18 protein-coding genes are annotated in these 17,312 nt (G+C 67.3%); 3 read left to right on the plus strand and 15 right to left on the minus strand.

Features of this window, described 5'->3' with window-relative positions; translation table 11 throughout:
• A partial coding sequence (locus HHL15_RS17880) for an ATP-binding protein (RefSeq protein WP_169147169.1) occupies window positions 1–215 on the plus strand: 215 nt, incomplete at its 5' end.
• Between the two features lie 378 nt (window positions 216–593).
• On the opposite strand, the gene HHL15_RS17885 is transcribed toward HHL15_RS17880, so the two are convergent.
• From HHL15_RS17885 to HHL15_RS17950, 14 genes are all read right to left on the minus strand, one after another.
• Window positions 594–3,056, minus strand: coding sequence for a M20/M25/M40 family metallo-hydrolase (locus HHL15_RS17885; RefSeq protein ID WP_169147170.1), 2,463 nt, complete (start codon window positions 3,054–3,056; stop codon window positions 594–596).
• Window positions 3,057–3,682: 626 nt separating this feature from the next.
• On the minus strand, window positions 3,683–3,850 hold the full coding sequence (locus HHL15_RS17890; RefSeq protein ID WP_169147171.1) for a hypothetical protein: 168 nt from the start codon (window positions 3,848–3,850) through the stop codon (window positions 3,683–3,685).
• A gap of 185 nt (window positions 3,851–4,035) precedes the next feature.
• Window positions 4,036–4,203: a DUF2474 domain-containing protein gene (locus HHL15_RS17895; protein ID WP_169147172.1), complete on the minus strand. Its 168-nt coding sequence runs from the start codon at window positions 4,201–4,203 to the stop codon at window positions 4,036–4,038.
• Window positions 4,203–5,210 (minus strand): cytochrome d ubiquinol oxidase subunit II, encoded by a 1,008-nt coding sequence (gene cydB / locus HHL15_RS17900; protein ID WP_169147173.1) that lies wholly within the window; start codon window positions 5,208–5,210, stop codon window positions 4,203–4,205. Before cydB ends, HHL15_RS17895 begins: the two co-directional genes overlap by 1 nt.
• A 5-nt stretch (window positions 5,211–5,215) precedes the next feature.
• The gene (locus HHL15_RS17905; RefSeq protein ID WP_169147174.1) at window positions 5,216–6,601 is read right to left on the minus strand and encodes a cytochrome ubiquinol oxidase subunit I; all 1,386 of its coding nucleotides are present in this window, start codon (window positions 6,599–6,601) and stop codon (window positions 5,216–5,218) included.
• Between the two features lie 253 nt (window positions 6,602–6,854).
• Complete coding sequence (locus HHL15_RS17910; protein WP_169147175.1) at window positions 6,855–7,301, minus strand: MaoC family dehydratase; 447 nt, start codon at window positions 7,299–7,301, stop codon at window positions 6,855–6,857.
• A gap of 160 nt (window positions 7,302–7,461) precedes the next feature.
• The gene (gene ureG / locus HHL15_RS17915; protein WP_169147176.1) at window positions 7,462–8,076 is read right to left on the minus strand and encodes an urease accessory protein UreG; all 615 of its coding nucleotides are present in this window, start codon (window positions 8,074–8,076) and stop codon (window positions 7,462–7,464) included.
• Window positions 8,077–8,111: 35 nt separating this feature from the next.
• Window positions 8,112–9,431, minus strand: coding sequence for a patatin-like phospholipase family protein (locus HHL15_RS17920; RefSeq protein WP_169147177.1), 1,320 nt, complete (start codon window positions 9,429–9,431; stop codon window positions 8,112–8,114).
• 7 nt (window positions 9,432–9,438) lie between these two features.
• A complete protein-coding gene (locus tag HHL15_RS17925; protein ID WP_169147265.1) occupies window positions 9,439–10,116 on the minus strand; it encodes an urease accessory protein UreF in 678 nt (225 codons plus the stop codon).
• A 2-nt stretch (window positions 10,117–10,118) separates the two neighbouring features.
• Window positions 10,119–10,595, minus strand: a complete 477-nt coding sequence (gene ureE, locus HHL15_RS17930; protein ID WP_169147178.1) for an urease accessory protein UreE — start codon at window positions 10,593–10,595, stop codon at window positions 10,119–10,121.
• 2 nt (window positions 10,596–10,597) lie between these two features.
• On the minus strand, window positions 10,598–12,298 hold the full coding sequence (ureC, locus tag HHL15_RS17935) for an urease subunit alpha (RefSeq protein WP_169147179.1): 1,701 nt from the start codon (window positions 12,296–12,298) through the stop codon (window positions 10,598–10,600).
• Window positions 12,298–12,603, minus strand: a complete 306-nt coding sequence (locus tag HHL15_RS17940) for an urease subunit beta (protein ID WP_169147180.1) — start codon at window positions 12,601–12,603, stop codon at window positions 12,298–12,300. Before HHL15_RS17940 ends, ureC begins: the two co-directional genes overlap by 1 nt.
• A gap of 9 nt (window positions 12,604–12,612) precedes the next feature.
• The gene (ureA, locus tag HHL15_RS17945) at window positions 12,613–12,915 is read right to left on the minus strand and encodes an urease subunit gamma (RefSeq protein ID WP_169147181.1); all 303 of its coding nucleotides are present in this window, start codon (window positions 12,913–12,915) and stop codon (window positions 12,613–12,615) included.
• A 97-nt stretch (window positions 12,916–13,012) separates the two neighbouring features.
• Entirely contained in the window at window positions 13,013–13,894 is an 882-nt protein-coding gene (locus HHL15_RS17950) for an urease accessory protein UreD (RefSeq protein ID WP_169147182.1), read from the minus strand.
• Window positions 13,895–14,326: 432 nt separating this feature from the next.
• Between HHL15_RS17950 and HHL15_RS17955 the strand changes: the two genes are divergently transcribed.
• Together HHL15_RS17955 and HHL15_RS17960 are read left to right on the plus strand one after the other, a co-directional pair.
• Complete coding sequence (locus HHL15_RS17955; protein ID WP_169147183.1) at window positions 14,327–15,598, plus strand: glycosyltransferase; 1,272 nt, start codon at window positions 14,327–14,329, stop codon at window positions 15,596–15,598.
• Window positions 15,599–15,649: 51 nt separating this feature from the next.
• On the plus strand, window positions 15,650–16,603 hold the full coding sequence (locus tag HHL15_RS17960; protein ID WP_169147184.1) for a class I SAM-dependent methyltransferase: 954 nt from the start codon (window positions 15,650–15,652) through the stop codon (window positions 16,601–16,603).
• A 5-nt stretch (window positions 16,604–16,608) separates the two neighbouring features.
• Here HHL15_RS17960 and urtE read toward each other — a convergent pair whose 3' ends face one another.
• Window positions 16,609–17,301 carry an urea ABC transporter ATP-binding subunit UrtE gene (urtE, locus tag HHL15_RS17965; protein ID WP_169147185.1) on the minus strand — a complete coding sequence of 231 codons (693 nt, stop codon included), beginning with the start codon at window positions 17,299–17,301 and terminating at the stop codon, window positions 16,609–16,611.
• Window positions 17,302–17,312 lie beyond the last annotated feature (11 nt).

Below are 17,312 nucleotides of genomic sequence, written 5' to 3' on the forward strand. Positions count from 1 at the left end.
AGCAGGCCGCCACCATCGTCACCAGCAACCTCGACTTCACCGAGTGGGACCAGGCCTTCCCGGGCAACCGGCTGCTCGCTTCGGCCACCGTCGATCGGCTGCGCCACAACGCCTATTGCCTGACCCTTGACGGGGCCTCCTACCGGGCCCCTCGACAGGGTCCAAACAAGGCCAAAACAGCACTTGCCAGCACCCCGAAAAACAACCAACCTTGAACCCCCGAAGACGTTCGTCAGAGCCTATTCAAACTGGCTCCTATATGCCGATCATCGGTGGCTCTATTGTGCCGGTCAGTGACAGGCGGTGAAGGCGAGGTAGGACTCGACGTCCTTCAGCGTTTGTTTGGGGGATACCTGAGTGCTTTCGCTGACGTTGTTCATGCTGTCTCCTGATGTGTTGTGGGTGTGCGACGGGGCACGTGTTGATACTAGAATCCCATATGCATACATACAAGACATCAGCATTCTCGAAACACTATCTTTCAGTTGGCGATGGCTGTGCCGGGCGGCCGGAGGGGTGTTGCAGGGGAGTGGATGCGGGATGCGTGGGGGCCTGCCTTTGATACGGCGCCATTGGCCCCCAGGCCGGAGCTTTTATTTCAGGCTCGTGCCTTCTTCAAGCCCATGCCTTTCGCGGAGATGCTGAGGCGACAGGCGGGTGGCGCTGGCGGTTTGCCTGGTTGTCGTCTGCGCGCTGGCCAGGGACAGATCGGGTCGCATGGAGAAGTGCCATGCCGCGGCGAGCACCGCGGGCACGTTGAAGCGGAAGGCGCTGTTGTCGGCGTTAGCGAGGACGTCGCAGCTTTTGTGATAGCAAGCGTCGTAGGCGACCCCGCTGGTTCCGCCCCAGAGTGCCGCCTGCTCTGCCGACTTGATGCCGTCGTGGCCGGAGAAGATGCCGCCGACGGGGATTCCGGCCGACGCAAACGAGAGATGGTCCGTCGACAGCTTCAGGTCCACGCTATGCGGCTGAACCCCGTGCCTCCGGTAGTAATCTCCAAGCACGCTCTCGATCTCGCCGGAGCCCGGTGGCCCGGCAAAGCCACTGCTCGATCCGTCGCCGTCGTAGACGAAGAACCCGGCGTTGGGCGAGCCGATCATGTCGAAGTTGAGGTAGAGCGCCAAGGCTTCCTTCTGCGCGGGCGAAAGCGCTCCGACGTAGAACTGCGATCCCAGGTCGCCCAGCTCTTCGGCGCCCCACAGCGCGATACGGACGGTGTTGGAAGGCCTGGATCTGGCCAGTTGTGCGGCCGCCTCGAGCAGTGCGGCCACGCCGCTCCCGTTGTCGTTGATGCCCGGCCCGGCATTCACCGAATCGAGATGGGCGCCCAGCATAACGACGCGCCCGGGCTTGGAGCCCGCCAGCTCGGCGATCACATTGCTGCTGCGGATGTTGCCGCGGACGGTCTGCGCCTCCAGGCGCATCCTGAGCCCGGCCGTCCGGGCCAGACGCTCGCCGTCCTCCTGCGAGATGGAGACGACCGGGATGTTCGGGGTGAAGTCGGCCAGCAGGTTGATCCTGAGTTCGCCCTCCACATTGTTGTAGAACAAGACCCCGCTGGCACCTGCCAGGTAGGCGTTGTTCGCCTTCACCGGAAAGGTGCAGTCGCCACGCTTGATCAGGGCGATGTTGCCCACGGGAAAGCCGGCAAAGGCCGCGGCGGTGCACCCCGTTGCCGAAGAAGGCTGAGCGACGGCGGCCGTTGCGCTGCCGCTGCCGGAATACAGCGCAATGACCTTGTCCAGGCTGCCGCTGCCCGCAGCCGGGGCGACCTGCTCCAGGCGGCCCGGCGTAACCCAGTAGAATCCATCAAAGTTGAAATACTGCCGATTCACCGTGAAGCCGGCGTTCTGCAGGGCGCGTTCGGCATAGGACGCCGACTCGTCGAAGCCCGTCGATCCGGCGGCGCGGTGGCCGCCGTTGGCGTCGGCAATGGCCTGCAGCGCGACGAGATGCTTGCGGGCTGCCGCCGCGGTCGTGTTTGTCAGGTCCGCGCGAAGCACCGCAAAGCCGGCACCGCTGGAAAACTCGGCGCCGCGGTACCTCCGTCGCCCCGCAGAGATGTACAGCGAGTTGTCTGGCCCTATCGCGAGCACGTCGGGCAGTCGCAGGCGACCAGGCAATGCCCCGGTCGTCACCGCTCCGCCGATGACATAGGGGTTGTCGTCTGTGACACCCAGATTCGGTGCGTTTGCGGGTAGCACACCGATCACCGTGCTGACGCTTCCGTCGGGCGCTATCTTCCTGATGGCCTCGTTGAGCACGTCGGATAAGTAGACGTTCCCGACACTGTCCACGGCGATGTCTGCGGCGTAGTTGAAGCGTGCACCATTGGCAGGCCCGTCCGCTGCGCCGACGGTCCCGGTCGTCGTCGATCCAGCCAGGGTGGTCGCGTTGCCCGCCGTGTCGATCTTGAGCACCGAAGAGCTGTTGATGGCTGTGTAGCACCGTTCGATGCACGGCCCGATCACTCCCGTCTTTACCGTAAGGTAGAGCGACCCGACCGAGTCGACAGCCATTCGACCCGGATTGGAAAGCGCGCCCAGCGCGCCGCCGGCAACACGCTTCACCTCTCCTGTCGCGAGCAGCTTGCGCACGTGTCGGCCAGCACTTGGGTCGGCTCCAAGGTTGTCCACGACGAAGACGTTTCCGCCACGGTCCACCGCAATCTCGCGGGGCGCCATCCAGCGCACCGAGCTGGCTGGGCCGTCAGTGAAGGCCGCTGCGCCCGCAACCCCGGATACGGTGATGACCTGCCCTGATGGGCTCACCTTCCGGATGACCGCATTGCCCGTGTCGCTGACGAACAGGTTTCCATCCCTGTCCGATGCCAGGCCGTAGATCCTGTTGAAGCGGGCCGCCGCCCCATTGCCATCGCTGTGACCGCAGGTGCCACCCACGAAGTCCTGCACCACCTTGTCGGGGCCGACACGCTTGATTGCGCAGTCGTAGGCCAGGTACAGCACACCCGAGGGGGCCACCGTCATGGCCGTGAAGTACTGGTCGTCGGATTTTGACAACGCGGGCCCGCGCTCTGAGTCCGGATCACCGATCACGATGGATAGCGTTCCCTGGACTGTCGGTGTCCCACCTGGCGCGGGGGGTTCGCCAGTTGTTCCAGCCCCATCACCGCCCCCGCCGCCACACGACGCCAGGAGGACTGCACCGATCAAGACAACCATCTCAGCGGCACGCCTGCCGTTCAACACCTTCATTCCGAACCCTCTCTCAACAGAAACCGCCATTGCACGATGTGTCGTGGTCAGGTTCCACAGCACGCGCAGATACTAGAATCCCATCTGCATTCCCACAAGACAAAAGCATTCTCCAAACACTGTTTTTCAGTGCGAGATGGAGGCGCCGGGTGGCTGGTGGGGTGTTGCGGGGCGACGGATGCGCGGTGCGCGAGGGCTTGCTTGAGATCCGGTGCCGGTTTACTCGATCAAGCGGCGGCGGATTTGAGTTCCGAGGTGCCGGATTTGAGTTCCGGGGTGTCGGATTTGAATTCTGGAGGTCCGGATCTCAATTCTGCGGCAGCGGATGTCAAATCCGTGGGTCCGGATGTCAATTCCGGCGCTGCGGATTTGAGTTCCGGGGTGCCGGATTTGAGTTCCGGGGTGCCGGATTTGAATTCTGGAGGTCAGGATTTCAATTCCGTGGCGGCGGATCTCAAATCCGCGGGTCAGGATCTCAATTCCGGTGCGGCGGATTTGAGTTCCGGGTGTGCGTGATCGAGATCGCGGGGCGATGCAGGGCCCTCGGGTGCCCGGTACATCAGCAGCAACAGTTTGTATGCCACCGAACACGTGGCCACCACGATGCCGACGGTGATGAGGATGGCGTCCAGCATGAGAGCAGCTCCTTGGTTGCCGGCGGGAGGGTCGAGGCCGGCCGATGACGAACAGGGAGATGATATGAATTCTGTGCCGGGTGCGGCATGACAAATCCAGATGTGTGCATTCTCAAAAGGAGATTGACAGCTGGGCCACCCTGGGGGGAGATGGTGCTACCAGGGGGGTGGATTCAGGGGCGGCTTCAGACGGATGTCGTCAGGCCGGCAAGCTTCATCAGCAGGCGCATCAGCCAGGCGACGACGCCGAGGGAGAGGACGCTCGCGGTCCAGATTGCCAGCAGCCACCCTAGCTGGCGCAGGCGTGAGGGCGGCTGGGGTGGCGTGCCGGGCTTGTGTGTTGCGCCGCGCATCAGTGATAGCCCTCGCCGGGATCGACCTTGCCGCGGAAAACGTAGTAGCTCCAGGCTGTGTACATCAGGATCAGCGGGATGATCAGCAGCGCGCCGACCAGGGCGAAGCCCATGCTCTGCAGGGGGGCCGCGGCGTCCCGGATCGAGATGGCCGGCGGGATGATGTTGGGCCAGATGCTGATGCCGAGCCCGCTGTAGCCCAGGAAGACGAGGAAGAGGGTCAGCACGAAGGGCGCAGCGTTCGGCTGCTTGTCGAGTTGCCTGAGCAACTGCCAGACGGTGGCCACCACGAGCAGCGGCACCGGCATGAACCACGGCAGGTTGCTTCCGTTGAACCAGCGGGCAGCGATCGCCTCGTGGGCGAGGGGCGTCCACAGGCTGATGACACCGATGACCGCCGCCAGCGCCCAGATCAGCGGGCGGGCCAGGGCGATCATGCGTGCCTGCAGATCGCCAGCGGTCTTCATGATCAGCCAGGTGCAGCCGAGCAGTGCATACGTCATGACCAGCCCGAGGCCGGTGAACAGCGAGAACGGCGTGAGCCAGTCGAACACGCCGCCGGCATAGGCGTGATCGACGACGCGGATGCCCTGGATGAAGCCGCCCAGGGTGACGCCCTGGCAGAAGGTCGCGACGAGCGAGCCGCCGATGAAGGCCTTGTCCCACCAGGGGCGGTGCGCCTCGTCGGCCTTGAAGCGGAACTCGAAGGCCACGCCGCGGAAGATCAGGCCGAGCAGCATGAGCATCAGGGGCAGGTAGAAGGCGGTGAGGATCACCGAATAGGCGAGCGGAAAGGCCGCCAGCAGGCCTGCCCCGCCCAGCACCAGCCAGGTTTCGTTGCCATCCCACACCGGCGCGACGGAATTCATCATGACGTCGCGGTCGGTCTTGTCGGGCAGGAAGGGATAGAGCAGGCCGATGCCGAGATCGAAGCCGTCCATGACGACGTACATCATGACCCCGAACAGGATGATCACGGCCCAGATCAACGGCAGATCGATACCCATGGCGTTCAGCTCCGTGTGGAAGAAAGGGCGGCGATGCCAGCGGTAGCGCTCGGCGGCGGATGCCCGCCTGCGTGCGCCACCGGCCCGTGGCCGATCAGGCGCAGCAGGTAGCCGACACCCGCGCCAAAAACCATGACATAGACGATGACAAAGAGGGCAAGGCTCACGCCGAGCTGGCCGGCGCCCACCGGAGACACCGCATCGGCGGTGCGCTGCAGGCCGTACACGACCCAGGGCTGGCGGCCGACCTCGGTGGTGATCCAGCCGGCGAGCAGCGCGACCAGGCCGCTCGCGCCCATCCACAAGGTGAAGCGCAACAGGCGCCGCGACCGGTACAAGGCCCCTCCCCGGCGCGCCGCGAAGGCCCACAGCGCCAGTGCGATCATGAGCATGCCGAGCCCGACCATGATGCGGAAGCTCCAGAAGACAATGGTGGAGTTCGGGCGGTTCTCCGGCGGGAATTCCTTGAGCCCGGGAAACTGGCCGTCCCACGAATGGGTCAGGATCAGGCTGCCCAGGCGCGGGATCTCGAGCGCAAAGCGGGTTGTCTCGTGCTGCATGTCGGGCCAGCCGAAAAGGATCAGCGGCACGCCGGCCCCGGGTTCGTTTTCCCAATGGCCTTCCATCGCGGCGATCTTCGCCGGTTGGTGCTCGAGCGTGTTGAGGCCGTGGAAGTCGCCCACCACCGCCTGCAGCGGTGCCACCGCCAGCAGCATCCACATGGCCATCGACAGCATCGTGCGCACGGCCGCGCTGTCTCGGCCGCGCAGCAGGTGCCAGGCGGCCGAGGCGGCGACCAGCAGGGCCGTCGAGATGAAGGCGGCCAGCACCATGTGCACCAGGCGGTAGGGGAAGGAGGGATTGAAGATCACCGCCAGCCAATCCACCGGCACCACCCGGCCGTCGATGATCTCGAAGCCCGCGGGAGTCTGCATCCAGCTGTTGGAGGCGAGAATCCAGGTCGCAGAGACCAGGGTGCCGAGCGCGACCATCACGGTGGCGAAGAAATGCAGCCCCGGGCCGACGCGCTTCCAGCCGAACAGCATCACGCCGAGAAAGCCGGCCTCGAGGAAGAAGGCGGTCAGGACTTCGTAGGCCAGCAGCGGCCCGGTGACGCCGCCGGCGAAGGTGGAGAAGACGCTCCAGTTGGTGCCGAACTGGTAGGCCATGACCAGGCCCGACACCACGCCCATGCCGAAATTAACCGAGAAGATCTTTGACCAGAAGTGGTAGAGATCGAGGTAAACCTCGCGGCCGGTACGCAGCCAGCACGCTTCCAGCACGGCAAGAAAGCTCGCCAGGCCGATCGTGATCGCCGGAAAGACGATGTGGAAGGAAATGGTAAATGCAAACTGGATCCGCGCCAGCGTCAGCGCATCAAGCGTATCCATGTCAGGCCTCTCCGGTCATCAAGACAGTATGGGGTCGCAGGCCTGGACAGCTCGACGTGCCAGCCGGGTCTGACGGTGGCATACAGTACAGCATCACTTGCCCGGCGAGAGCAGGTTCAGATCATACAAATTGTCTCCGGCACAGATCGGGCGGAGCCCCCCTCTCCCCCTCATCCCCCAAACCGGCCGGGGCAAAACAAAGCCCCCGGCAGGCGGGGGCTTTGTGGGGTGATGCTGCAGCGGGGGCTGGGTATCAGCGGGCCGGCACCATGATGTCGGCTTCGCCTTCGACCACCACCTTGCCGCGCACGGTACACACGGTGTCGAACTTGGCCTTGCGCTTTTCGGGGGTGAGTTCCTTGATGGTGCAGCGGGCCACCACGGTGTCGCCGATCTTGACCGGGGCCTTGAACTTGAGGGTCTGGGACAGGTAGATGCAGCCCGGGCCGGGGAACTTGGTGCCGAACACGGTGGAGATGAAACCTGCGGACAGCATGCCGTGGGCGATGCGGCCACCGAACATGCTGGCGGCGGCCAGCTCTTCATTGACGTGGACGGGGTTGAAGTCGCCGGTGACGCCGGCAAAGGCGAGAATGTCGGCCTCGGTCACGGTGCGGGCATAGACGCCGCTCTGGCCTACCTGGAGATCCTCGAACTTGCTGCCGTAGAACTCTTCGAAGCTGTTGTTTTGATCGCTCATGTAACTGTTCCCTTCTTCGTGTGCTGCTAGGGTTGTTGGTCTGACTGCCTGGATTCCCATCCCACGGCCACGACACCTCTTGTCTGTGGCGTGCCCCATGAGCATACCCGAAAAGCGATGACGGATTTCGTACCGGGGCGCGGGCCCCGGCGGCGGGTTGTCAGACCTCGGCGAGCAGGCCCTGCTTCTCGATGAAGGCGATGATCTCGGCCAGGCCCTGGCCGGTCTTGAGGTTGCTGAAGATGAAGGGCCGCTCGCCGCGCATCTTCTTGGCGTCGCGGTCCATCACCTCGAGGGAGGCGCCGACCAGCGGGGCGAGGTCGATCTTGTTGATGACCAGCAGGTCGCTCTTGGTGATGCCGGGGCCACCCTTGCGGGGGATCTTGTCGCCGGCGGAGACGTCGATGACGTAGAGGGTCAGGTCGGACAGCTCGGGCGAGAAGGTGGCGGCCAGGTTGTCGCCGCCGGATTCGACAAAGATCAGCTCCACATCGGGAAACTTGCGGATCAGGCGGTCCACCGCCTCGAGGTTGATGGAGGCGTCCTCGCGGATGGCGGTGTGGGGGCAGCCGCCGGTCTCCACGCCGATGATGCGCTCGGGCACCAGGGCTTCGTTACGCACCAGGAACTGGGCGTCCTCGGCGGTGTAGATGTCGTTGGTCACCACGCACAGGTCGTACTTGTCGCGCAGGGCCTGGCACAGGGCCAGGGTCAGGGCGGTCTTGCCGGAGCCGACGGGGCCGCCGATGCCGACGCGGAGGGGTTGGCCTTTCATGGGGGAATCCTTTGTCTTTCTGGGTTGTACGGGTTTCAGACAGTCACCAGGCGGCGCCATTGGGCGGCCAGGGCCGGGTCGTCGAGCAGGCTTTCCAGCTCGGCGGGATCGGGCCAGGCCGGGTTGGGGAAGTCGAGGGCGCAGGCTTCGGTCATGCTGTGGTGCGGGCGCACCAGCTCGTGGCCCGTGGCGGCGCGGTGGGCGGCGGCAATGCCTTCGGCCATCAGCGCGTCGATGAAGTCCGGGTCGCGGTTGAGCTTGGAGGCGTAGTTGAGCCGGTAGCGCGACAGCGGCCCTTCGGGGCGTTCGCCAAGGCGGATGAAGCACACCGTCACCGGCTTGTAGTCGGCCAGCGGGCCTTCCAGCCTGGGCAGCTCGGCCAGCTGGAAGGCGATCCGGTTCACCACGTCGATGGCGCGCAGCTCCTGGGCCAGCGACAGGTTGCCCGACAGCTCGTTGCGCCGGTCGTCCTGGTCGTCGGGGGTGAGCGGGCCGCCGGGGCTGCCTTCGTAGGTGTTGGGGTTGATCTGCACCACCCACAGCAGGTCGGGCTTGCAGTTGCGCTGGCGGTTGATGAAGAAGTCGTTGATCGGCGGGTTCTGGGAATACAGGCCGTCCCAGAAGATCCGCCCCTCGCGCTGGCCGGAGCCGTCGCCTTTGTCCACGCTGAGCGGCTGGGCGACGAAGAGCTCGGGAATGCAGGCACTGGCGAGCAGCTCATCGAGGCGCAGGCCGGCCTCGGGGCTCTCGGGAAAGGTGCGGAAGGCTGTCTCGGGCTCGCCGCCGGGATTCACCACATCCACCGCCCCGACAAAGAGATCGAGCCCCTCACGGCCAAAGAAACGGTCGGCATCCGCCGTCAAACCGACCACCGCGCGCATGTCGTCACGCATGCGCTCCTGCACCAGGGACGAGGTGAAGGGCGACGGCGGCAGGTTCACCGCAGGTAGCCAGTTCTGCCAGGCGCTGGCCAGCTGGGCGGCGGCGTTGGTGAAGTACTCGCCCCACCACAAGGGCAGCTTGCCCTTCAACTCCAGGCTGGCCTTGTTGCGGTTCCAGTAGTGCAGCACGCGCCGGGCGCCTTCTGACCAGCTGCCGTCGGGCGCAGCGCTCCAGGCCATCGCCGCGGTGATCGCCCCGCCCGAAGTGCCGGAGAGCCCCACCAGGCTGAACCACTTTTCGTCCTCGCCGCGGCGGCGGAAATGCTCGAAGGACAGGAACAGATAGGCCAGCACGCCGGCGGTGAAGGCCGTGTGCGCGCCGCCCCCCTGGCAGGCGATGCCGAGGCGGGGAGCGGGGGACGAAGACTTGGGAGTCGAAGGCACGGGTGCCTTGCGGGGCTTCTTGGTAGGCATATCGGGATCAGGACCGGAACAGGCGCGAATACTGGGTTTCGTGGCGGGCGCTGGCGATCGCCAGGCCGGGCTGGAAATTGGACCAGTTCTGCGGCGCCATGACAATCGCTTTATCCACCTGTTGCGGCACCCGCGCCGACAGATCCGACAGCAGGCGCTGGCCCGCCGCCTGGCCGAGGGGCACGGCTTTCACCGCCGCCATCACCATGTTCTCCAGCCAGGCCCAGGCGTAACCGGCCAGCGCATCGGCCGGCGCCACGCCCCAGGCCGTTGCGGCAGCCGACCACACGGCGGGAAACACCGGCTCATCCAGCGCGCGGACGCGTGCCAGCCAGCCCGGCAGCTGGGCAAAGGCCGGCAGATCGACCAGCAGGCGAACCATCGAATAGCCCATCTGCACCGTCTCGGCGCGCAGCTCGGAAGTCTCGCGGCTGGCCAGGGCGCGGGCGTTGAGATCGGCCACGGCCGCATCGTCCCCCGCCGCCCAGGCGTCCATCAACCGTGCCAGCAGGGGCAGTTCGTAGTTGCCGAAGGCGCCGTCCAGCGCATCGCCGATCCACTCGCCCACCTGGGCCTCGGTCTTGACCCGGCCCGCATCGATGACCCACTCCAGGCCCTGGGAATAGGTGTAAGCGCCCACCGGCAGCGCCGGGCTGACCAGTTGCAGCAGGCGGATCAAGGGCAGGCTCACGAGTACTGATGGATCTTCGCTTCGGTGGCACCGCGCTCGGCATGGTGGTGACCATGGGCGTAGGCGCCGGCTTCCGGCTCGAAGGGCGCGGCCAGCGCATGCACCTGGGCGCCCAGGCCGGTCAACATGGTTTCCAGCACGTGGTCGGCCTGGATGCGCAGCCAGCCCTCCCCCACCTGCACCGCGACGTGGCGGTTGCCCAGGTGGTAGGCCGCCCGCGCCAGCGCAAAAGCGTCGGCGCAACGCGCCTCGAGCAGATCCTCCGGCGCCGAAGCCACCTCGACCACCCGCCCGTCCTGGGCCAGCAGCCGGTCACCGCCACGCAGGATGGTGCCGCGCGGCAGAAACAGGCCCACCTCCTCCCCATCCGCCAGCCGCGTGCGCAGCCGGCTCTTGGTGCGGGCATCAAAGTTGAGTTCAAGACGCGCCGCGGGGGCGGCGTCGCCGGTGTAGAGGGATTCGATGAGGAGCATGTTCAGAACAGGAAATAACGTTGGGCCATCGGCAGCACGCTGGCCGGTTCGCAGGTGAGGATCTCGCCTGCGGCGCGCACTTCGTAGGTTTCGGGGTCGACGCTGATCTCGCCCTGCCAGTCGTTGTGGATCATCGAGGCCTTGGTGACGCTGCGGATGCCGCGCACGGCTTCGAGGGGCTTGGCGAGGCGCAGGCTGTCGAGGGCGCCGCTGGCCAGGGCGATCTGGGAGACGAAGGTGAGGGAGGTCTGCAGGCCGCCGGCAAAGGCGCCGAACATGGGGCGGTAATGCACCGGTTGCGGCGTGGGAATGGAGGCGTTGGCGTCGCCCATGGCGGCCGCGGCGATCATGCCGCCCTTGAGGATGAGGCTGGGCTTGACGCCGAAGAAGGCCGGCTTCCAGATCACCAGGTCGGCCAGCTTGCCCGGCTCGATGGAGCCCACCACGTGGCCGATGCCGTGGGTGATGGCCGGGTTGATGGTGTATTTGGCGATGTAGCGCTTGGCCCGGAAGTTGTCGCTGCGGGCCGTGTCCCCGGCCAGGGCGCCGCGCTGCACCTTCATCTTGTGGGCGGTCTGCCAGGTACGGATGATCACCTCGCCGACCCGGCCCATGGCCTGGGAGTCGGACGAGAACATGGACAGGGCGCCGATGTCGTGCAGGATGTCCTCGGCGGCGATGGTCTCGCGGCGGATGCGGCTTTCGGCGAAGGCCACGTCCTCGGCGATGGCCGGGTCCAGGTGGTGGCACACCATCAGCATGTCGAGGTGCTCGTCGATGGTATTGACGGTGTAGGGCCGGGTCGGGTTGGTGGAGCTGGGCAGCACGTTGGGCAGGCCGGCCAGCTTGACGATGTCCGGCGCATGGCCGCCGCCGGCGCCTTCGGTATGGAAGGTGTGGATGCTGCGGCCCTTGAAGGCAGCGGCGGTGGTTTCGACGAAGCCGGATTCGTTGAGGGTGTCGGAGTGGATGGCGACCTGGATGTCCATCTCCTCGGCCACCGTCAGGCAGTTGTCGATGGCCGCCGGGGTGGTGCCCCAGTCTTCGTGCAGCTTGAGGCCGATGACGCCGGCCTCCACCTGCTCGCGCAGGGGGTCGGGCAGGCTGGCGTTGCCCTTGCCCAGGAAGCCCAGGTTCATCGGGAAGGCGTCCGCCGCCTGCAGCATGCGGGCAATGTGCCAGGGCCCGGGGGTGCAGGTGGTGGCGTAGGTGCCGGTGGCCGGGCCGGTGCCGCCGCCGATCATGGTGGTGACGCCGCTCATCAGGGCCTCTTCGATCTGCTGCGGGCAGATGAAGTGGATGTGGGTGTCGATGCCGCCGGCGGTGACGATCATGCCTTCACCGGCAATGACCTCGGTGGCGGCGCCGATGGCTATCGTGACGCCCGGCTGGATGTCGGGGTTGCCGGCCTTGCCGATGGCGCTGATGCGGCCGTTCTTGATGCCGATGTCGGCCTTGACGACGCCCCAGTGGTCGAGGATCAGGGCGTTGGTGATGACCGTGTCGGCCACTTCGGCGGCCAGGCGCTGGCCCTGCCCCATGCCGTCGCGGATCACCTTGCCGCCGCCGAACTTCACTTCCTCACCGTAGATGGTGAAGTCCTTCTCGACCTCGATCCACAGCTCGGTGTCGGCCAGGCGCACCCGGTCACCCACCGTGGGGCCGAACATTTCCGCGTAGGCGCGGCGGGAGATCTTGGCCATCACAGGGCTCCCATCACTTGAGCGTTGAAGCCGAATACCTTGCGGTCGCCGCCCAGGGCCACCAGCTCGACGCTGCGGGTCTGGCCGGGCTCGAAGCGCACGGCGGTGCCGGCGGCGATGTTGAGGCGGAAGCCCCGTGCCGCAGCCCGGTCGAAGTCGAGCGCCGCATTGGTTTCGGCAAAGTGGTAGTGGGAGCCCACCTGGACCGGCCGGTCGCCGGTGTTGGCGACCACCAGGGTCAGGGTCGGGCGGCCGACGTTGAGCTCCAGCTCGCCGTCGAGGGTGTCGATTTCACCGGGGATCATGCTGGCTCCTCAAACAATCGGCTGGTGGACGGTGACCAGCTTGGTGCCGTCCGGGAAGGTGGCTTCCACCTGGATCTCGGGGATCAGCTCGGGCACGCCCTCCATCACGTCGGCGCGGCCCAGCAGGGTGGTGCCGTAGTGCATCAGCTCAGCCACGCTGCGGCCGTCGCGGGCGCCCTCCAGCAGGGCGGCACTGATGTAGGCCACCGCCTCGGGGTAATTGAGCTTGAGGCCGCGGGCCTTGCGCCTTTCGGCCACCAGGCCGGCGGTGAAGATCAGCAGCTTGTCTTTTTCGCGGGGGGTCAGTTCCATGCGCAATCCCTTTCTGTTCGGTCGTGTCGGGCGGGCACCAGGCGCGCCGCAAATGATAGGGGTGGTGCCGTGTGCCGGCCATCCGCCCCGGCCAATATCATGTATGCCAGATTCGCGGCACCTCCGCGGCCCGCCCCGCCAGGGCCGGGCGCAGTGCGGCCCACAGGGCGACGAACCAGGCGCGCGCGGGTTCCGCCGCAGGCCCCAGGTAGCGCGCCACCAGCAGGCCGGGCAGGCGCGTCACGCCGCCCTCCCCCACCGCCGGGCGGATCTCCCGGCAGGCCTCGAGCAGGCCCGCATCGATCGCCTCCGAGGCCACCAGCAGGGTGCCGGTGACCGGCTGCCCGGCCAGGCCCACCGGCGATTCGAGCAGGCGCGAGCCCCCCTCGATGAGGCCCTGCTCGCTCCACATCAGGCGACCGTCCCGCTCGATGCGCGAGGCCATGCCCAGGCTGCCCCGCTCCAGCCGCTCGCCGGACGCGGTGCGCCCCAGGCACAGCAGATCGAGGCCGATGTAGCAGGCATCGCCGGCCAGCCGCACGCGGGTTTCGGTGGCACCGCGGACCCGGTCGAAGACGATGCTCTCCTGGGGCAGCCATTCGAGAACTCCGCCTGCTGCCACCTCGAAATCCAGCAACTGGGTGGCCAGCGGGCCATTGCTGCGATACCACTTGCCGGCCCCCGGCGTGGTGACCAGCGCATGGGCGCCCTCGCCCACGCGCACCTGCACGGTCAGCGCATCGCCCCCGGCAATGCCGGCCGGCGGATGCAGCAGCAGGGCATGGCAGACCGCCGGGCCTTCGGGATAGAGGGCCTTCTGCACCCGAAGGGGGCCTTCGTGGCGACGATGGACGAGCACGCTGCGGCCGTCACTGGCCGCAAAACCCAGTTCGAGCCGTGCCCGCCAGCCTTCGCCCGGCGCCCCCGGGGACACAGGCGGCTCGGTGGAACTCAAGGGAAAGGGGGGAGCAAGCAACATGGGTGCAAAAGATAGCAAAGGCTGTGCCGGAGCCCTCGTTGCGGGCCGAACCGCGGGGCGGAACAGCGTGGAGACCGGGGCAAAAGCCGCAATAAAAGCCCACCACAGCCCGCCCACGGAACTTCCAGCCTCATGAATGGAGCCTGGCGCCATAAAAATGTGGCTCGAAGCCCGGCGTTTATCCCACAACGGTGCACGGCCGGCGCACCCACCCGCAAAGAAACACCAATCTGGTGCGCGCATGGAGCATGCGAGATCCATTTATATACCGTGAAGCTACTTTTATCCGGCGCCCACCCCTTTGAATGCACCAAAAATGGGCGCCCATATACCCGGCAGCCCCGGGCATGGCCCTTCGACTTGTCATCTTGCAGCTCGCCGGCTATTTTGCGCGGCTGCAAGGGGCAAACACTGGGCAGGAATGGACCAGGAATGGACCAAGCATGGGGCACGTCGCGGCGCGCCCGGCCACTGCTGCCCCTCCGTCCAACTCCGCCGCCGACCCGCCTCATCATGGACACCATCGCACTGGCACTGCTCGGCTGCGGCCTGGTCATCAATGGCCTCTCGCTGCTTGCAGGCCTCCACTACCTTGCCCGCCTGCGCCTGCCGGCAACGGCCCGGCCGGCGCAGGTCTCGATCCTGCTGCCGCTGACCGGCGACCTTCCCCGCCTGCACGCCCTGCTGGCCGCGCTGGCGGCGCAGAGCCTGCCGCCGCGGCGCCTCATCGTGGCGGTGGAGAGCACGGCCGACCCGGCCTTCCGGCAGGTCCGCGCGCTGGCCGCCAACCAGCCCTTCCCGGTGGACCTTGTGGTGGCAGGCGAAGCCTGCGGACAGGCCCAGAAGTGCCGCAACCTGGTGGCCGCCGCCGCCAGCCTGGACGGGGACGACGACGCGGTGGTGCTGATGGATGGCGACATCGAGCCGCCCACTTGGTGGCTGTCGGCCCTGGCCACGCCGCTGATCGACGGCCGTGCCGACATCGTCACCGGCTACCGCTGGCAGATGCTGGCCGCGCCGCGCCTGGGCGCCCACCTGATCAGCCTGGTAGACCGGGCCCTGCCCCTCATGCCACGCCTGGACACGGCCTGGTCGAGCGTGGTGTGGGGGGGCTCCACGGCCTTGTCGCGGCAGGCCCTGGCGACCCTCAACCTGGCGGAGTGCTTCAGGGCCACCCTCTCCGATGACCTTGCACTGGCCCGCCGGGCCCACCGCCTGGGCCTGCGCATCCTCACCCGCGGCGCCCTGCTGCTGCCCACGCCCAACAGCCATGGCCTGGCCTCGGGCTGGCGCTTCGGCCGCCGCCAGTACCAGATGATCCGCCTCTACCGGCCGGGGCTGTGGTGGCTCGCCAGCGGCCTCATCACCCTGCGCCTGGGCGCCTGGGCCGCCGTGCCCGTCCTCGCCGGCATGGGCTCGGCCCTGGCCGCCCCGGGGCTGGCGGGCCTGCTGCTGCTGGCCCTGGCCAAGCTGCGGGTGGTCGATGCCGTGGGTGCCCGCCTGGGCTTCCGCGAGGCCAGCAGCGCACAGGCCCTCCGCTACACCCTGGGCGGCCCGCTGCAGGCCGGCGTGGACGCCTTCCATCTGAGCATGATCCTGGCCGCCGCGCGCCCCCGCGAAATCGTCTGGGGGCATGTCCACTACGCGGTCGCGGCACCGGACCGGATCCGCATCAGCGCACGCCAGCCCTGGCCGCCGGCCTGAAGGCGTGCTCCAATCCGGCCTCCTCCGACCTGCCCTTCCCACCCCACCGCCATGACGCAGCCTGCTCCAGCCGCCGCCCTGCCCCCCTGTCCGATCACCGGCCGTCCGGCCCTGCGCCGTGTCCATGGCGTCGCGGCGAGTACCCTGCGCGGCCTGTGGCGGCATGGTCAGGGGGTGGACGTGGACCGCCTGCTCGACGGCACGACCAGCCTTGGCCTGTACGAATCCGATTGCGGCCTGATGTTCTTCGATCCGCTCATCGCCGGCGACGGCCGCTTTTATGCCGACTATTACGCGCGCCAGAAGATCCACCTGCACCTGTCCCGCCTGGCCGCCACCCGCAGCGACTTCCTGCAGGCCGCCAGCCATATCCCCCGGGGAGCCCGCGTGCTGGACGTCGGCGCAGGCAGCGCGGCCTTCCGCCAGCACCTGGCCCACGCCGACTACCGCGGGCTCGACCCCTACGCCGACCACGACGACCCGGCCATCCACCGCGAGAGCCTCGAGGAGCACGCTGCACGCCACGCCGGTGAATACGACGCCGTCTGCGCCTTCCACGTCATCGAGCACCTGGCCATGCCGCTGCAAGCGGCGCGCCTGATGGCCCGCCTGCTCAAGCCCGGCGGGCTGCTGATCCTGGCTGCGCCACTGCATCCGTCGCCCCTCACCGAGATCCCCAACCTACCCTTGAACCTGCCGCCCCACCATCTGAGCTGGTGGAACCCCCGGGCCTTCTCGGCCCTGGCCGGGGCCCTCGGGCTGGAGGTGCGCGAAGCCTGCGCCCTGCCCCCGTCACCGCACGCAGGCCTGGTGTACTGGATCCATCGCCTGCTGCCGCTCCGCAGCAGCCCGCCGCCCGACGAACGCTACGTGGCCCACCGGCTGCGCTGGCACCTGTCCCTGCTGATTGCCTACGGCCTCGCCCGCTGCATCGCTCCCGTCATGCCCCTGCCCGCCGGCGCGCGCCCCATCGATGCCTTCCTGGTGGCGCGCAAGTCAGCCTGAGGGGCTCACACCGACAGCATCTCCCGCACCTTGTTGGCCTCCATGTCCTCGCCCTTGCCGGCGCTGATGATCTCGCCGCGTTCCATCAGCAGGTAATGGTCGGCCAGGGAGCGGGCGAAGTCGTAGTACTGCTCGACCAGCAGGATGGCCATTTCGCCGGTTTCGGCGAGGGCGCGGATGGCGCGCTCGATGTCCTTGATGATGGACGGCTGGATGCCTTCGGTGGGCTCATCGAGGATCAGCAGCTTGGGCCCCGGGGCGAGGGCGCGGCCGATGGCGAGCTGCTGCTGCTGGCCGCCGGAAAGGTCGCCGCCGCGGCGCCGCATCATCTGCTTGAGCACCGGGAACATCTCGAAGATGCGGGTCGGCACCTGGGCGCTGGCGGGCCGGGTGGCGAGGCCCATCAGGAGGTTCTCCTCGACGGTCAGGCGCGGGAAGATCTCGCGCCCCTGGGGCACATAGCCGATGCCGGCGCGCACCCGGCCATAGCTGGGGGCGCGGGTGATCTCGGCGCCGTCCAGGGTGATGCTGCCGGTGGCGGCGGGCACCAGGCCCATGAGGGTCTTGAGCAGCGTGGTCTTGCCCACCCCGTTGCGCCCGAGCAGGGTGGTGACCTTGCCCATCGGCACCTCGAAGCTGAGGTTGCGCAGGATGTGGGAGCCGCCGTAGTACTGGTTGAGGTTGGTGACGGTGAGCATGGGTGGCCTCG

The organism is Zoogloea dura (genome assembly GCF_012927165.1).
GTDB classification, from domain to species: domain Bacteria; phylum Pseudomonadota; class Gammaproteobacteria; order Burkholderiales; family Rhodocyclaceae; genus Zoogloea; species Zoogloea dura.

What these genes read in the sequence shown, in the direction of transcription:
- HHL15_RS17950 (WP_169147182.1), bottom strand. Translation starts at nt 13,894, where the DNA reads ATGTTGCTTGCTCCCCCCTTTCCCTTGAGTTCCACCGAGCCGCCTGTG.
- HHL15_RS17940 (WP_169147180.1), bottom strand. Translation starts at nt 12,603, where the DNA reads ATGATCCCCGGTGAAATCGACACCCTCGACGGCGAGCTGGAGCTCAAC.
- cydB (WP_169147173.1), bottom strand. Translation starts at nt 5,210, where the DNA reads ATGGGTATCGATCTGCCGTTGATCTGGGCCGTGATCATCCTGTTCGGG.
- HHL15_RS17910 (WP_169147175.1), bottom strand. Translation starts at nt 7,301, where the DNA reads ATGAGCGATCAAAACAACAGCTTCGAAGAGTTCTACGGCAGCAAGTTC.
- urtE (WP_169147185.1), bottom strand. Translation starts at nt 17,301, where the DNA reads ATGCTCACCGTCACCAACCTCAACCAGTACTACGGCGGCTCCCACATC.
- HHL15_RS17895 (WP_169147172.1), bottom strand. Translation starts at nt 4,203, where the DNA reads ATGCGCGGCGCAACACACAAGCCCGGCACGCCACCCCAGCCGCCCTCA.
- HHL15_RS17920 (WP_169147177.1), bottom strand. Translation starts at nt 9,431, where the DNA reads ATGCCTACCAAGAAGCCCCGCAAGGCACCCGTGCCTTCGACTCCCAAG.
- ureE (WP_169147178.1), bottom strand. Translation starts at nt 10,595, where the DNA reads ATGCTCCTCATCGAATCCCTCTACACCGGCGACGCCGCCCCCGCGGCG.
- HHL15_RS17955 (WP_169147183.1), top strand. Translation starts at nt 14,327, where the DNA reads ATGGACCAAGCATGGGGCACGTCGCGGCGCGCCCGGCCACTGCTGCCC.
- ureG (WP_169147176.1), bottom strand. Translation starts at nt 8,076, where the DNA reads ATGAAAGGCCAACCCCTCCGCGTCGGCATCGGCGGCCCCGTCGGCTCC.
- HHL15_RS17905 (WP_169147174.1), bottom strand. Translation starts at nt 6,601, where the DNA reads ATGGATACGCTTGATGCGCTGACGCTGGCGCGGATCCAGTTTGCATTT.
- ureA (WP_169147181.1), bottom strand. Translation starts at nt 12,915, where the DNA reads ATGGAACTGACCCCCCGCGAAAAAGACAAGCTGCTGATCTTCACCGCC.
- HHL15_RS17890 (WP_169147171.1), bottom strand. Translation starts at nt 3,850, where the DNA reads ATGCTGGACGCCATCCTCATCACCGTCGGCATCGTGGTGGCCACGTGT.
- HHL15_RS17960 (WP_169147184.1), top strand. Translation starts at nt 15,650, where the DNA reads ATGACGCAGCCTGCTCCAGCCGCCGCCCTGCCCCCCTGTCCGATCACC.
- ureC (WP_169147179.1), bottom strand. Translation starts at nt 12,298, where the DNA reads ATGGCCAAGATCTCCCGCCGCGCCTACGCGGAAATGTTCGGCCCCACG.